This window comes from Streptomyces sp. NRRL S-118 (assembly GCF_000716335.1).
In the GTDB taxonomy this organism is placed as follows: Bacteria; Actinomycetota; Actinomycetes; order Streptomycetales; family Streptomycetaceae; genus Streptomyces.
Window position 1 is genome coordinate 108,572 of record NZ_KL591023.1, and the last position, 14,445, is coordinate 123,016.

Genomic DNA, 14,445 nt, shown 5'->3' on the forward strand with positions numbered 1-14,445 from the left:
TCCCCGGTCTTCCGTCGGCGCCGCAACCACGCGTCTGACTTAACGTCAAGTTCTTTTGTTGGCCGAATGGTTACGACCTTTGTCGAAAGTGGACCGCAAAGGTCCAAGGGACTCTATAGTGATCGCCGATCAACGCCCTGTAGTCGCCCGCCGGTTCGGGCGACCCGTGCCACCCCCCGCATGAGGACCCATGACCACCACAGCACCACCGGCCTGCCCGGCCTGTCCGCTGCCAGGGACGAGGTGATGTCCGGCCACGATTTCCGGCCGGTGTACCACCCCGCGGGTCACGACGCCGCACTGCGCGGCGTGGTGCAGGACCTGCGGACCGGACGCTGGGTCGCGATGGCCCAGCTCCTCGCCGAGACCACCGGCTGGGCGCAGTGGACCCAGCGCACGCAGGTGCTGGCGGCCGTCGCCGCCGGCTCCGACGTCGTGCACGCCTGGCTCGCGGAGGAGCCGCACAGCGTCGCCGCCACCGTGATGCACACCCGGGTCACGGTGGAACGCGCCGTGCGCGCCCACCGCGACAAGCACCCGCGCACCCACGAGCTGTGGCAGGCCGCCTGGGAGGCGTGCCACACCGCCGTCCGGGCGGCCCCCGCCGACCCGGTGCCGTGGGTATGCCTGCTGGCCCTCGCCGTGCTCGACGAGGAGCAGCGCATGGAGGAGCACCGGATGCGCCCGCCCGGGCCGATGCTGCCCCCGGGACCCTGGGGGCTGCTGGCGGAGGCCGACAAGCGGGATCCGCACAACCGCGAGGCGTACCACCGGATGCTCCAGTTCCTCTACGCCCGCCGGTGGGGCCCCTCGCCGGGCTCGCTGTCCGAGGCCGTCAACTTCGTGCAGTGGGCGGCCGGCTCCGCGCCACCCGGCTCCGCCCTGCACCTCCTGCCCCTGTACGTGCGGGTCGAGCGCTACCGCCGCGAACGGGGCCAGGAGAAGGCCCTGGACCTGCACTGGGTGGCCGAGGACGCCACCCGGGACGCCCTGCGCGCCCTGCTGGCCTGGTTCGACCACATCGCGCCCGCCGACGTGTCGCTGCTCGACCTGAACCACCTGGCGCACGCCCTGTGGGGAGCCCTCCGCTTCGAGGAGGCCGCCCCGGTCTTCGAGGCGCTCGGCCCGTACTACACGCCACAGCCGTGGGCGTACCGCACCCCCGACCCGGGCGACCGGGCGCTGGCCGAGGAGGTCTTCAGGCGCGCCCGCACCCGGTGCCTGGGCTCCGCCCGCGACCGCTGACCGCCGAAGCCCGACCCGCACCCCGGAAGACCCCCGAACGTCCCCTGCCACCACCCCCTCGGAGGTACCGCCATGTCCCGCACCCTGTGGGCCCGCCCGGAGCAGCAGGCTCCGCCCATGGACGAGGAGCAGCGGCTCAGAGAGCTCGGCTACCAGCCGGTCCTGGCCCGCCGGATGGGAAGCTTCGGCAACTTCGCCATCAGCTTCTCCGTCATCTCCATCCTCTCCGGCTGCATGACCCTGTACGGCTTCGGCCTCGGTACCGGCGGACCGGCCGTGATGATGTGGGGCTGGCTCGGCGTGGGCCTGTTCGTGCTGTGCGTCGGCCTGGCGCTCGCCGAGGTCACCAGCGCGTACCCCACCTCCGGCGCCCTGTACTACATGGCCGACCGGCTCGGTGGCCGCCGCTGGGGCTGGTACACGGGCTGGCTGAACCTGCTCGGTCTGCTCGGCGCGATCGCCGGCATCGACTACGGGGCCGCGCTCTTCACCGGGGCGTTCCTCAACCTGCGGTTCGGCTTCGAGCCGACGCCCGGCTCCACCTTCGTGATCTTCCTGTGCATCCTGCTGCTGCACGCCGTGCTCAACCTGTTCGGCGTCCGGCTGGTGAGCGTCCTCAACTCCATCAGCGTGTGGTGGCACCTGACCGGTGTCGCCGTGATCGTCGGCGCGCTCGCGATCGTTCCCGACCGCCACCAGTCGGCCGAGTTCGTCTTCACCGAGTTCGTCAACGACACCGGCTGGTCGAGCCCGTTCTACGTCGCGGCCGTCGGCCTGCTCCTCGCGCAGTACACCTTCTCCGGGTACGACGCCTCGGCCCACCTCTCCGAGGAGACGTCCAACGCGTCCGTCTCCGCCGCCAAGGGCATCGTCCGGGCCATCTGGGTCTCCTGGGTCGCCGGTTTCGCCCTGCTCGCCGGGCTGACCTTCGCCATCCAGGACTACGCGGGCACGCAGAACAGCGCCACCGGCGTCCCGCCCGCGCAGATCCTCCTCGACGCGCTCGGCAGCGGCGGCGCCTCCGCGCTCCTGCTGGTGGTGATCGTGGCGCAGCTGTTCTGCGGCAACGCCGAGGTGGCCGCCGCCAGCCGCATGGTCTTCGCCTTCAGCCGTGACAACGCCCTGCCCGGGTCGGCGCTCTGGCGCAAGGTCAGCAGCCGCACCCAGACCCCGGCCAACGCGGTGTGGCTGTCCGTCGCGGTCGCCGCCGTGCTCGCCGCGCCGTCGCTGTACTCGGCGACCGCCTACGGCGCCGTCACCGCCATCAACGTCATCGGCATCACCCCCGCCTACGCCATCCCCGTCTACCTCCGGCTGCGCGCGGGGAACCGTTTCCGGCCCGGCCCCTGGTCGCTGGGGCGCTGGAGCAAGCCGGTCGGCTGGATCGCGGTGGTCTGGGTCGCGGTGGTCACCGTGCTCTTCTGCCTGCCCCAGAAGGCGCCGGTGACCATCGACTCGATGAACTACGCGGTGATCGCGCTCGCCGTGGTGCTCGTCCTGGCCAGCGTGTGGTGGTACGTCGCCCGCCGCTCGTACGGCACGCCCGCTCCGTACGGCAACGCGCGTGAACAGGCCGAGATCTCCGAGGGCATCGTCTGAGCCCTCCCGGCCTCAGCTCGTGAATTCGTACGTCCAGGCCGCGGACTCCGGTGCGAACCGGAGGTCCGTGACCTCCAGTACGTGGCCGTGCTGGTCGCTCACCTCCCGGTGGACGCCGAGCCACGCGGCGTCCGCCGGCCCCCGGTCCACCCCGACCGACTCCCGCCGGGTGAGCCGCAGCCCGGCCCGGTGCATCCAGTGGTACAGCAGCCGCAGGTCGACCCGGTGGGGCCAGGCGTCGGGCCGCCGGTAGCGGGCCAGTTCGGGTATCTCGGCCAGTGCGTACCGCGAGAAGTACGACAGGGCGTGCTGCCGTACGGGCGTGCCGCCCGGCCCGGTCAGCAGGTGCCGGTGCAGCAGCGTCGGCTCGCCCGGCAGCAGGCCCAGCCGCTCGGCGAGTTCCGCCGGTGCGGCCTCCCAGGCCAGGTGCGTCTCGGGAACCGTGTCCGGAGTGCCCGGTCCGCAGGGGAAGTACAGCAGGCCGGGCGCCAGGGCCGGCTTCGCGGCCTGCTGGCCGGGGGCCGCGGCGTACGTACCGCGCCGCTCGGTCACGACGAGCCGTTCGTCGCGCAGGAGCTGGAGCGCATTGCGTACGGTCTGCCGGTTGACCTGGAAACGCTCCACCAGGGAGCGCTCCGAGGGCAGCCGGTCGCCGGGTGCGATGCGCCGGTGGGTGAGGTCGTCGCGCAGCGCTGCGGCGACCTGCAGGTAGAGCGGAAGTGCCGGGGCAGGCTCAGCCATGTTCAACCCTCAATTTCCTTCGCTCAGTGTAGTCGAGCATGCCGTGTGGGTGATCAATCCCTATCATTGGTCTAAACCTTCCCGGAAGGGGCTCCCCGGCATTACGCACCACTCTGTCCGAAACGGATGCCTGTGGCGGACGCCCCCGCAACGAGGCCGAAACGGAACCGCAACGGGTTCACCGCCCGTCGCCCCCGGGTACCCGGGCCGCGCCCCCGCAGGAAGCCGGTCGAAGGGACACGCAGGATGAGGGCCGTGACATGGCAGGGAAAGCGCGACGTCCGTCTGGAGACGGTGCCCGATCCGCGGATCGAGGAGCCGACGGACGCCGTCATCAGGGTCACGTCCACCGGTCTGTGCGGTTCCGACCTGCACCTGTACGAGGTGTTCACCCCCTTCATGGCCCCCGGTGACGTCCTCGGGCACGAGCCGATGGGCATCGTGGAGGAGGTGGGTGCGGACGTCACGGGCCTCGCCCCCGGCGACCGGGTCGTCGTGCCTTTCCAGATCGCCTGCGGCCACTGCTGGATGTGCACCTCCGGTCTGCCGACCCAGTGCGAGACCACCCAGGTCACCGAGGAGGGCATGGGTGCCGCCATGTTCGGCTACTCCCGGCTGTACGGCTCCGTCCCCGGCGGGCAGGCCGAGTACCTCCGCGTGCCCCAGGCCCAGTTCGGCCCCGTCAAGGTCCCCGCGGGCCCGCCCGACGACCGGTTCCTCTACCTCTCCGACGTCCTGCCCACGGCCTGGCAGGCCGTCCGGTACGCCGCCGTGCCGCCCGGCGGCTCCGTGGCCGTCCTCGGCCTCGGCCCGATCGGCGACATGTGCTGCCGCATCGCCCTGCACCAGGGCGCCGCCCAGGTCATCGGCATCGACCTCGTACGGGAACGACTCCAGCGCGCCAAGGCCCGCGGTGTCGAGGTGTTCGACCTGACGGAACACGACAGCCAGGACGACCTCGTGGAGGCGGTCAAGGCCCGCACCCGGGGCCGCGGCCCCGACGCCGTCATCGACGCGGTCGGCACCGAGGCCCACGGCAGCCCCCTCGCCCGCACCCAGCAGCAGGCGGCCGGACTGCTGCCCAAGGCGTGGGCGGCCAAGCTCCACCAGAAGGCCGGAACCGACCGGCTCGCCGCGCTGTACCTGGCCATCGCGCTCGTCCGGCGCGGCGGCACCATCTCCCTCAGCGGGGTCTACGGCGGCGCCGCGGACCCGCTGCCGCTGATGACCCTGTTCGACAAGCAGATCCAGCTGCGCATGGGCCAGGCGAACGTCCGGCGCTGGGTGGACGACATCCTGCCCCTGCTCACCGACGACGACCCGCTGGGCGTCGACGGCTTCGCCACCCACCACGTCCCGCTGGCCGACGCGCCCCACGCGTACAAGATGTTCCAGCACAAGGAGGACGGCGTGGTGAAGGTGGTCATGCACCCCTGATCAAGGGGTGTGCTCCTCTCGCCACAGGGGCGGTTCGGCGGGCGTCGCGGGTACCGGCCGGAACAGCGCCGCACGCATGATCCGCGGCGCGAACAGCGCGTGCACCGGCTCGTTGAGCGTCAGGACGGAACGGAAGGCCGCCCCCACCTCGGGGTCGCCCGCGTAACGCTCCTGGACCCGCTTGAGGTACCAGGCCGCTGCCCGGCCGGCCGGCCCGGTCCGGGCCGCGTTGCCCGCCGCGCCCGGCATCTGCCGGTCCGCGCCCGCCGAGATGTCCCATGCCTGCCGGGAGGCGTCGAACAGCGCCCGCTGGACGCGGCGGGTGGTCGGCGTACGGCGTGCGTCCGCGAGCGCGTCCCGCAGCGCCACCGCGCAGAGCGCGGCAACCGCCATGCCCTGTCCGTAGATCGGGTTGAAGGTGCACAGGGCGTCGCCCGTGGCGACGAAACCGGCCGGGCGGCGGCCCGGGCGGTCGTAGCGCCGCCGGACGTTCGCCGTCGCGCGGAAGCCGTGCACCGGCGACTCCGGTTCCGCCTTGGCCAGCCACTCGCTCACCACCGGGTGCGGCAGCCTGGCCGCGTACGCCTCGAACCCCTCATCGTCCGTGGGCGGTTCGTCGCCGCGCAGCCCCGACAGCGTCACCAGATGACGGCCGTCCTCGATGGGCAGGACGGTTGCCGCGTACGTCTGCCGCGGGTTGGCCACGGTGTAGTGGCCGAGGGCGTCGGTGCCCGCGCCCGCCGGCGTGCCGCGGTAGAGCCGGGTCGCGTACGCCAGACCCGTGTCCAGCGTCTCCTCGCCCGGCGGTTGGGCGCCGATCGCCGACAGCCACTCGGGCGCGCGCGAGCCGCGCCCGGACGCGTCCACCACCAGGTCGGCCTCCAGCGCCCGCGGCTCCTTGCCCCGTCCGGCGCCGCGCTCCCGCAGCAGCACTCCCCGGACGCGCGCGGCGTCGCCGAGCAGCCCGACCGCGTCGGTGCCCTCGACCGTCGCGATCCTCGGGTCGGCGAGGACCCGGCGCCGGAGCACATGCTCCAGCCGTGGGCGCGCACCGGTGAACAGGTGCACGGTGGCGGGGGTCCGCCGGAGCCAGCGGCCGTCCTGCCACTGGACCATGTCCTCCGGCATGCCGACCCGCGGTGCGCCCTGGGCGCGCAACTCCCCGACGACTCCGGGCAGCAGCTCCTCCAGGGCCCGCTGCCCGCTCTCCAGCAGGACGTGCGTGTGCCGCCCCTGCGGCACGCCCGCCCGCGGTCCGGGGTCCTCCGGGAAGCGGTCCCGCTCGACGACGGTCACGCGCTCCGCGTGCTCGGCGAGCACCCGCGCCGCCAGCAGACCGGCGATGCTCCCGCCGATCACCACCGCATGTCGTGTCCGTTCCGCCGTCCCCAACCGGTCCGCCATGCCCGCCCCTTGAGCCTCGTAGGTCTACGGGCGACCAGTATCCACGGCGGACCGGGGCAGATCACGTGCGCCGAGCCGGAGGTGCTCGATGTGGTACACCGCTTCGTCCAGCAGCTGGGCCACGTGGTTGTCGTACAGGCTGTACTCGATCCGGCGGCCCTGACGCGTCCCGGTGACCAGGCCCAGCGCCCGCAGCAGGCGCAGCTGGTGCGAGACGGCCGACTGCTCCATGGCGACCGACTCGGCGAGTTCGGTCACGCCGCAGGGGCCCTGGCGGAGCCGGGTGAGGATCATCAGCCGGGACGGCGTGGCGAGGGCCTGGAGCGTGGCGGCGATGGTGGCCGCGGACTCCGCGTCGAGGCGGGCTGCGGGGGTCGTCTCACCGTGCACTCCGTGTCCCATGCAGGTCATCGTAGCCGCGCGCGTCTCGAATGAATGAAGAGCTCTTCATGTGTTCGGGTAAGGTGTGCCCGTACCCGTCCGCCCGCTCGTCCCCCAGAGGTGTGCCCCGATGGTTTCCCCGGTGCTCGGCGCCGACCGGCAGCCGGCGACCCCGCCCGCCGCCGCACCACCCCCCGGACGCAGGACCGGGCTCCTCGCCCTGCCCGAGGTCCGCTGGGCGGCGCTGTCCGCCCTCGCGTTCCTCGCCGCCCTGCCGCTCGACCTGGCCGGTGCCCCGGCATGGACCTGGGGGCCCCTGTACGCCGTCTGCTACGCCGCCGGAGGCTGGGAGCCGGGCTGGGCCGGGCTCCAGGCCCTGCGCGAGAAGTCCCTCGACGTCGACCTGCTGATGGTCGTCGCGGCGCTCGGCGCCGCCGCGATCGGGCAGTACCTCGACGGCGGGCTGCTCATCGTCATCTTCGCGGTGTCGGGCGCGCTGGAGGCCCTCGCGACCCGGCGCACCGCCGACTCGGTCCGCGGCCTGCTCGACCTGGCGCCCGCCCGCGCCGTGCGGCTGACCGCCGCGGGCGAGGAGCCGGTGGATGTGGCCGCGCTACGGGTCGGCGACACCGTCCTCGTACGGCCGGGGGAGCGGCTGCCCGCCGACGGCACCGTCCTCGACGGTACGAGCGACGTCGACCAGGCGACCATCACCGGCGAACCGCTGCCCGCGCCCAAGGCGGCCGGCGACCCGGTCTTCGCGGGCACGCTGAACGGCACCGGGGCGCTGCGCCTCCGCGTCGACAAGGACGCCGCCGCGTCCGTCATCGCCCGGATCGTCGCCATGGTCGAGGAGGCGAGCGCGACCAAGGCGCCCACCCAGCTCTTCATCGAGAAGATCGAGCAGCGCTACTCGGTGGGCGTCGTCGTCGCCACCCTCGCCCTGTTCGCCGTGCCGCTCGCGCTCGGCGCGGACTTCACCGACACGCTGTTGCGGGCCATGACCTTCATGATCGTCGCCTCGCCGTGCGCGGTCGTCCTCGCCACCATGCCACCGCTGCTGTCCGCGATCGCCAACGCCGGGCGGCACGGGGTCCTCGTCAAGTCCGCGGTGGTCATGGAGCGGCTGGGGCAGGCCGACCGGGTGGCGCTGGACAAGACCGGCACGCTGACCGAGGGCGCGCCCAGGGTCGCCGAGGTCCGGCTGCTGGCCGGCTCCCCGGCCGAGCCCGAGGTGCTCGCCCTGGCCGCCGCGGCCGAGCTGCCCAGTGAGCACCCCCTGGCCCGCGCCGTTGTCACCGCCGCCCGTGACCGCGGCCTCGCGGTGCCGCAGGCCGTGGACTTCACCTCCACCCCGGGCGTCGGCGTCCGTGCGCTCGTGGGCGGACGCGAGGTCACCGTGGGCCGCCCCGCGGAGCTCTCCGGCGCCGCACCCGCCGGCGACCGGGAGCCCTCGGCTCCCCGCGGGTCCGTGTCGGCTCGGGGGACCGGCGAACCCGATGCGGCTCCTCGCGAGGCAGCGCCGGACCAGGAGGCCGCGGTCGCCGTGCGCGAGGTGGAGGCCGACGGGCGGACCGCCGTGGTCGTCGCCCTCGACGGCGTGCCGGTCGGCGTGCTCGGCATCGCCGACCGGCTGCGTGACGGCGCCGCGGCCGCCGTCGCGGCCCTCGGACGCCTCAGCGGCACGGCCCCCGCCCTGCTCACCGGCGACAACGAGCCCGCCGCCCGGCGGATCGCCGCCGAAGCCGGCATCGGTGACGTACGGGCCGGGCTCCTCCCGGAGGACAAGGTGGCGGCCGTGCGGGAGTGGGAGCGGGCGGGGCAGCGCACCCTCGTCGTCGGCGACGGTGTCAACGACGCCCCGGCGCTCGCCGCCGCGCACAGCGGCATCGCGATGGGCCGCGCCGGTTCCGACCTGGCCCTGGAGACCGCCGACGCCGTCGTGGTACGGGACGAACTGGCCGCCGTCCCCGCGGTCGTTGCCCTCTCCCGGCGCGCCCGCCGGCTCGTCGTGCAGAACCTGGTGATCGCGGGCGTCTGCATCGGCGCCCTGGTGATCTGGGACCTGGCCGGGCACCTGCCGCTGCCCCTCGGCGTCGCGGGCCACGAGGGTTCCACGGTCCTCGTCGGCCTCAACGGCCTGCGGCTGCTGCGCGAGAAGGCCTGGCGCGACGCGGCAGCCTGACCGCGGACCGGTTCGCCGCCCGCCGGTCACACCGGCGCCGGGAACCCGAAACGCACCCCGGTCGGTTCTTCCGACAGCTCCCCCAGGCGGCGGCCGGTCGCGGGATCGGCCGCCGCGCGCCCCTCCGTGGCCCTGCGGCACGCCGTGTGGGTCCCCGTCGCCGTCTGCGCCGACCACTCCGACCGGGCTCTGCGCGTGGTGCGGCTCATCCTCGGCCCCCCGCACTGCACGCGCGCTTCCTGGAGCGCCAGGCGCAGTGGCGCGACGACCTCGCGGCGGAGCTCGGGCGCCGTCTCGGGCGCGACCCGGGTGCCGACCTGTACCCGCAGATGGCGGCCGGGATGGCGCTCACCGCCTTCGACGCCGTACTGCGGCAGTGGAGCGACAGTGCCGGCGCCCAGGACCCCGCCGGGCTGACCGACCGGGCCTTCGCCGTCATCGCCTCGGCGCTGGACGCCGTCGACGGCGCATCCTGAAGGACCGCCATGCGGCCGAAGCCGGTGGGGGCCGCGGTCGGAGCCCGCGCATCGACGCGCAGCACATCGCCGGGCCCGGCCACGTGACGACGCGCCGGGACGCCGAGCAGGGGTCCATCCGGCGACGGAGGCCGGGCGTGCCGGCCGGTGGACCGCCCAACGGCTGCCGTCCACCCGCAGCGAGCGGACGGCAGCCCCGGCCGGCGGGTGACCCCGCGGGGTCAGTCGGCGAGCCGGTCCATGATCCAGGTGCACAGCTCTGCGGTGATGGCGGTGTGCGCGGTGGTGGTGGAGGAGCAGAGGAACTCGTCCAGCTCGCTCTCGTCCGGGGCCAGTTCGTCGACGCCCGCGTAGAGGTCGTCCTGCTTGTCGATGTCGCGGATCGCGACCGCGCTGACCGAGGGGACGAAGCACACGTCCCCGTGCCGCAGGTCCGCCTCGCCGCCGAACTTCTTCACCGTGTCGGCGAGGATCTTGTAGGTGTGCAGGGTTCCGCCCGGCGCGCCGTCCAGCTCCGGGAAGCCGCCGGTCGTGATGGTCTTCTCGGCTTTGGGGAGCCTGCGGTTGAGGTAGGCGGCCGTCACGTCGTCGCCCTGCGCCTGGGTGTAGAAGGTGGTGCCCGGGTAGATCTTGTCGATGCGCAGCGCGACCTCGCCGGCCTTCACCTCCGGCAGGCCGATTCCGTCGCCGCGACCGTTGGCCACACCGATCATCCTCGGCCTGCGCGGCCACCAGCCGACCTGGCGCAGGGCCTCCAGGAACTCCTCGCGCAGCGGGGAGACGCCGGTCTTGCCGGTGTCCGCGTCGTAGTGCTGCCACAGCATCTGGCGCGCGGCCGGGCTGTTCATCTGCCGCGCGAAGTTGTTCGGCAGGGGGATGAAGTGGGAGAACGCCTGCACGCCGACCGGGATGGAAGCGCCGCGGTGCGGGCTGTCGTAGGAGAAGTACAGCTGGGTCTGGTGGTCCATCCGCTGCACCTCCATGCGGGCGAGCGCATAGCGGGTGACGATGCCGCCCATGCTGAACCCGCCGACGGCCAGAGGAGCGTCGCCCAGCCGCACGGCGATGGCCCGCATGATGGCGGCCTCGACCGTCCGCGCGTTGTCCAGGATCGACGCACTGCGCTCGTCGAAGCCGAGGAGGATCACGTCCCTGCCGCGCCGGCGCAGCTCGCTGATGAACGGGAAGCCGCTCTCCAGTCCGTGGTGGAGCACGTCGAGCTTGCTCCGGCCGAGGTTGAAGCCGTCGGCCATGATCACGGGCCGGACGAGACCGCCGTCGTTGCCCTCGCCGGGGAAGACCCAGGCGAAGCCGTTCGGCAGGGTCCACTCCTCGTGCTCAGGTACCTCGATCGTCCCGGCGGGTTCGGCGGTCAGCGGACCGCCGAGGGTGAACGAACCGACGTTGGGCTCGGTCGTCTCGGTCATGGTCGTGCTCCTTGTGCGAGGGGGGTGGGTGGGACGACGACATCATGAAGGGCGATTCGGGCGTTTTGCGCCGATGAGCTGCCGAGTTCACCACTTCTGATGGAGCGGGGGCAGGAGGCGTTTGATGTGGCCCGGCATGGCCGTTCTCGTCGCTCGCCCGCTCCCTCGCCGCACCCCTTCCGGGGCCACCGCTCGACGCGTCCGTGTCCCCGCAGTGGACGCGGCGGGTGGCGGGTCCGAGCCGCCCGGAACGGCACTCCGTCCGTCGCGGGTCTTGCGCGGCCACGGCGGAAGGCCGTCCTCCGGCTGCTCCCGGGAGCCGGCCCGTGATCACCCGTCAGAGGCGCCGGTCCCCCTCGTGGGCGCACGCCTCGTCCGTACCGTGCACGTCCCACGCCGGGAAGGGGTCGTCCCACGGGCCGTGCTCGCCCTCGGCGACCAGGCAGTGCTCCAGCGCCCACTGCAGGGCCCCGGCGCGCAGCCCCAGGCGCTCCTGGGTCCGGGACAGGGCCGCCTCGCCGCCGCGCACCAGGGCGGCGTCGACGTTGACCTCGCTCATGTCGTTGACGATCACGGCGACCTCGAGGCCCTGCCGGTTGTCCAGGACGTGGTTGAGCAGGGTCGTCTTCCCCGCGCCGAGGAAGCCGGAGAGCACCGTGACCGGCGGGCGGGGATCACCGGTCGCCGTGGCCGTCGTCATCGCGCTCAGTCCTCCGGGTGGATCAGGCCGCGCTCGTAGGCCTTCACCAGACGCTGCGGCACCTGGTACACGGAGCCGTCGACCGTGACGGGGACGAGCCGGGGCGTGGACGCCTTCCACTGCGCACGCCGGTGGCGGGTGTTGGAGCGGGACATCTTGCGCTTGGGCACGGCCATGACTGCGGGACCTCCATCGTCGGTACGGTGGCGGTCACGCTACATGAATATGATTCCCATTAACAATCTGCTGAGTGCCGGCCCGTCCTGTCGAGCGCGGCCAGCGCCTCCGTCAGCCATGCCGTCCAGAAGCGCTCCAGCTCGATCCCGCCCCGCAGCACGAGATGGCGCAGCCGGTCGGCCTCGGCGTTCCGCTCCGGCGGGAACTGCCGCTGTTCCATCCCCAGGTAATCCGCCAACTGCGCCTCGTGCAGCGCGAGATGGCGGCGCAGCTCCGCCTCCAGTCCCTCCGTGCCCACCACCGCGGCCGCCCGCAGCCGCAGCAGCAGGGCGTCCCGGATGGGCTTGGGATCCTCGCTCCTGCGCACCCACTCCGCCAGCTCGGCGCGGCCGGCGGGCAGCACCTCGTACTCCTTCTTCTGGCCCCGGGCCGGTGCCCGGGAGGGCAGGGCACGGATGTGCCCCGCCTGCTCCAGCTTTCCCAGCTCGCGGTAGATCTGCTGGTGGGTGGCCGACCAGAAGTACCCGATGGACCGGTCGAAGCGGCGCGTCAGCTCCAGCCCCGAGGACGGCTTTTCGAGCAGAGCGGTGAGGATCGCGTGCGGGAGTGACATGACCGCATCCTAGGTACGGAGCGTCAGAGCGCCGCGGCCAGCCGGGTTCCCTGGTCGATCGCGCGCTTCGCGTCCAGCTCCGCCGCGACGTCGGCGCCGCCGATGAGGTGCACCGGCACCCCGGCCGCCGACAGTTCCTCGAACAGCTCGCGCCGCGGCTCCTGCCCGGTGCACAGCACGACGGTGTCGACCGGGATCGTCCGGGCCTCGCCGTCCACCGTGATGTGCAGGCCCTCGTCGTCGATCCGCTCGTACGTGGCGCCGGCGACCATGGTCACGCCCCGGTGCTTGAGCTCGGTGCGGTGGATCCAGCCCGTCGTCTTGCCCAGGCCAGCGCCGACCTTCGACGCCTTGCGCTGGAGCAGGTGCACCGTGCGCGGCGGCTTCGGCCGCTCGGGTGCGCGCAGACCCCCGCGCCCGGTGTACGTCATGTCGACGCCCCACTGCCGGAAGTACGTCTCCGGGTCCCGGCTCGCTCCCTCGCCGCCGTCCGTGAGGAACTCCGCGACGTCGAAACCGATGCCGCCCGCCCCGATGATCGCGACCCGCTCGCCCACCGGCGCACCGTCGCGCAGCACGTCGAGGTAGCTGACCACGGAGGCGTGGTCGACACCTTCGATGGCGGGCGTGCGCGGGGTGACGCCGGTGGCGATGACGACCTCGTCGTACCCGGCGAGCAGTTCGGCGGTGGCGTACGTGCCCAGCTTCACCTCCACGCCGCGCTCCGCCAGCTGCGTACGGAAGTAGCGCAGGGTCTCGTCGAACTCCTCCTTGCCCGGCACCCGCTTGGCGATGTTCAGCTGTCCGCCGATCCGGTCCGCCGCGTCGTACAGCGTCACGTCATGGCCGCGCTCGGCGGCCGAGACGGAGCAGGCGAGGCCGGCGGGACCGGCACCGACGACCGCGATGCGCTTGCGCAGGCGGGTGGGGGAGAGCACGAGTTCGGTCTCGTGGCAGGCGCGCGGGTTGACCAGGCACGAGGTGATCTTCCCGCTGAACGTGTGGTCCAGGCACGCCTGGTTGCAGCCGATGCAGGTGTTGATCGCCTCCGGCCGGCCCTGCTCCGCCTTGGCCACGAAGTCCGGGTCGGCGAGGAAGGGGCGGGCCATCGACACCATGTCCGCCCGGCCCTCCGCCAGCAGCCGCTCGGCGACCTCGGGGGTGTTGATCCGGTTGCTGGTGATCAGCGGTACCGAGACCGAACCCATCAGCTTGCGGGTCACCCAGGTGTACGCGCCGCGGGGGACGGACGTCGCGATGGTGGGGATGCGGGCCTCGTGCCAGCCGATGCCCGTGTTGATCATCGTCGCGCCGGCCGCCTCGATCTCCTTGGCGAGCGCGACGACCTCCTCCAGGGTGGACCCGCCGGGCACCAGGTCCAGCATGGAGAGCCGGTAGATCAGGATGAAGTCCTCGCCGAGGCGCTCGCGCGTGCGGCGCACGATCTCCAGCGGGAAGCGGACGCGGTTCTCGTACGAGCCGCCCCAGCGGTCCTCGCGCCGGTTGGTGGCAGCCGCGATGAACTCGTTGATCAGGTAGCCCTCGGAGCCCATGACCTCGACGCCGTCGTACCCGGCCGACTTCGCGAGCTCGGCGGCGCGCACGTAGTCCTCGATGGTCCGCTCGACCTCGGCGTCGGTCAGCTCGTTCGGCACGAAGGGGCTGATCGGCGCCTGCAGGGCGCTCGGGGCGACCAGGTCGCGGTGGTACGCGTACCGCCCGAAGTGCAGGATCTGCATCGCGATGCGCCCGCCGGCGGCGTGCACCGCGTCCGTCACGACGCGGTGCTTCGCGGCCTCCTCCTCGGTGGTGAGCTTCGCCCCACCCTCGTACGGCCGCCCCGCGTCGTTCGGCGCGATGCCACCGGTCACGATCAGCCCGACGCCGCCGCGGGCTCGGGCGGCGTAGAAGGCCGCCATGCGCTCGAAGCCGTTCTCGGCCTCCTCCAGCCCGACGTGCATCGACCCCATGAGCACGCGGTTGGGCAGGGTCGTGAAGCCGAGGTCCAGCGGCCGCAGCAGATGCGGGTACGGGGACGTGGCGGGGCTCGGGGTCGGGGT

At 73.1% G+C, this 14,445-nt stretch carries 11 protein-coding genes and 2 pseudogenes; 5 read left to right on the plus strand and 8 right to left on the minus strand.

The genetic code is table 11. From position 1 onward, the window contains the following. The first annotated feature begins 246 nt into the window (after nt 1–246). Together IH00_RS0129660 and IH00_RS0129665 are read left to right on the plus strand one after the other, a co-directional pair. A complete protein-coding gene (locus tag IH00_RS0129660; RefSeq protein WP_031078971.1) occupies nt 247–1,245 on the plus strand; it encodes a hypothetical protein in 999 nt (332 codons plus the stop codon). 72 nt (nt 1,246–1,317) lie between these two features. Further along, the gene (locus tag IH00_RS0129665) at nt 1,318–2,844 is read left to right on the plus strand and encodes an amino acid permease (protein WP_031078972.1); all 1,527 of its coding nucleotides are present in this window, start codon (nt 1,318–1,320) and stop codon (nt 2,842–2,844) included. Between the two features lie 12 nt (nt 2,845–2,856). Here IH00_RS0129665 and IH00_RS0129670 read toward each other — a convergent pair whose 3' ends face one another. Then, nucleotides 2,857–3,585 carry a GntR family transcriptional regulator gene (locus tag IH00_RS0129670; protein WP_031078975.1) on the minus strand — a complete coding sequence of 243 codons (729 nt, stop codon included), beginning with the start codon at nt 3,583–3,585 and terminating at the stop codon, nt 2,857–2,859. A 246-nt stretch (nt 3,586–3,831) separates the two neighbouring features. On the opposite strand from IH00_RS0129670, the gene IH00_RS0129675 reads away from it, so the two are divergent. After that, on the plus strand, nt 3,832–5,022 hold the full coding sequence (locus IH00_RS0129675) for a zinc-dependent alcohol dehydrogenase (protein ID WP_031078977.1): 1,191 nt from the start codon (nt 3,832–3,834) through the stop codon (nt 5,020–5,022). Here the strand turns inward: IH00_RS0129675 and IH00_RS0129680 are convergent, their stop codons facing one another. Further along, nucleotides 5,023–6,426 carry an FAD-dependent oxidoreductase gene (locus IH00_RS0129680; RefSeq protein ID WP_031078978.1) on the minus strand — a complete coding sequence of 468 codons (1,404 nt, stop codon included), beginning with the start codon at nt 6,424–6,426 and terminating at the stop codon, nt 5,023–5,025. A 24-nt stretch (nt 6,427–6,450) separates the two neighbouring features. Further along, complete coding sequence (locus tag IH00_RS0129685) at nt 6,451–6,828, minus strand: ArsR/SmtB family transcription factor (RefSeq protein ID WP_031078979.1); 378 nt, start codon at nt 6,826–6,828, stop codon at nt 6,451–6,453. Nucleotides 6,829–6,937: 109 nt separating this feature from the next. Between IH00_RS0129685 and IH00_RS0129690 the strand changes: the two genes are divergently transcribed. Together IH00_RS0129690 and IH00_RS37805 are read left to right on the plus strand one after the other, a co-directional pair. After that, the gene (locus tag IH00_RS0129690) at nt 6,938–8,992 is read left to right on the plus strand and encodes a heavy metal translocating P-type ATPase (protein WP_031078980.1); all 2,055 of its coding nucleotides are present in this window, start codon (nt 6,938–6,940) and stop codon (nt 8,990–8,992) included. Between the two features lie 111 nt (nt 8,993–9,103). Continuing rightward, nucleotides 9,104–9,468, plus strand: a pseudogene (locus IH00_RS37805) (TetR family transcriptional regulator); the annotation flags it as partial. Nucleotides 9,469–9,689: 221 nt separating this feature from the next. Here the strand turns inward: IH00_RS37805 and IH00_RS0129700 are convergent. From IH00_RS0129700 to IH00_RS0129720, 5 genes and pseudogenes are all read right to left on the minus strand, one after another. Next, nucleotides 9,690–10,895 (minus strand): esterase/lipase family protein, encoded by a 1,206-nt coding sequence (locus tag IH00_RS0129700; RefSeq protein ID WP_031078982.1) that lies wholly within the window; start codon nt 10,893–10,895, stop codon nt 9,690–9,692. A 484-nt stretch (nt 10,896–11,379) separates the two neighbouring features. Beyond that, nucleotides 11,380–11,604: pseudogene (locus IH00_RS40680) on the minus strand (GTP-binding protein); the annotation flags it as partial. Beyond that, a complete protein-coding gene (rpmF, locus tag IH00_RS0129710) occupies nt 11,601–11,771 on the minus strand; it encodes a 50S ribosomal protein L32 (RefSeq protein WP_031078988.1) in 171 nt (56 codons plus the stop codon). The gene rpmF and the pseudogene IH00_RS40680, both read right to left, overlap by 4 nt. Nucleotides 11,772–11,830: 59 nt before the next feature. Beyond that, a complete protein-coding gene (locus tag IH00_RS0129715) occupies nt 11,831–12,385 on the minus strand; it encodes a PadR family transcriptional regulator (RefSeq protein ID WP_031078990.1) in 555 nt (184 codons plus the stop codon). 23 nt (nt 12,386–12,408) lie between these two features. Next, nucleotides 12,409–14,406, minus strand: a complete 1,998-nt coding sequence (locus tag IH00_RS0129720) for an NADPH-dependent 2,4-dienoyl-CoA reductase (protein WP_031078992.1) — start codon at nt 14,404–14,406, stop codon at nt 12,409–12,411. Nucleotides 14,407–14,445 lie beyond the last annotated feature (39 nt).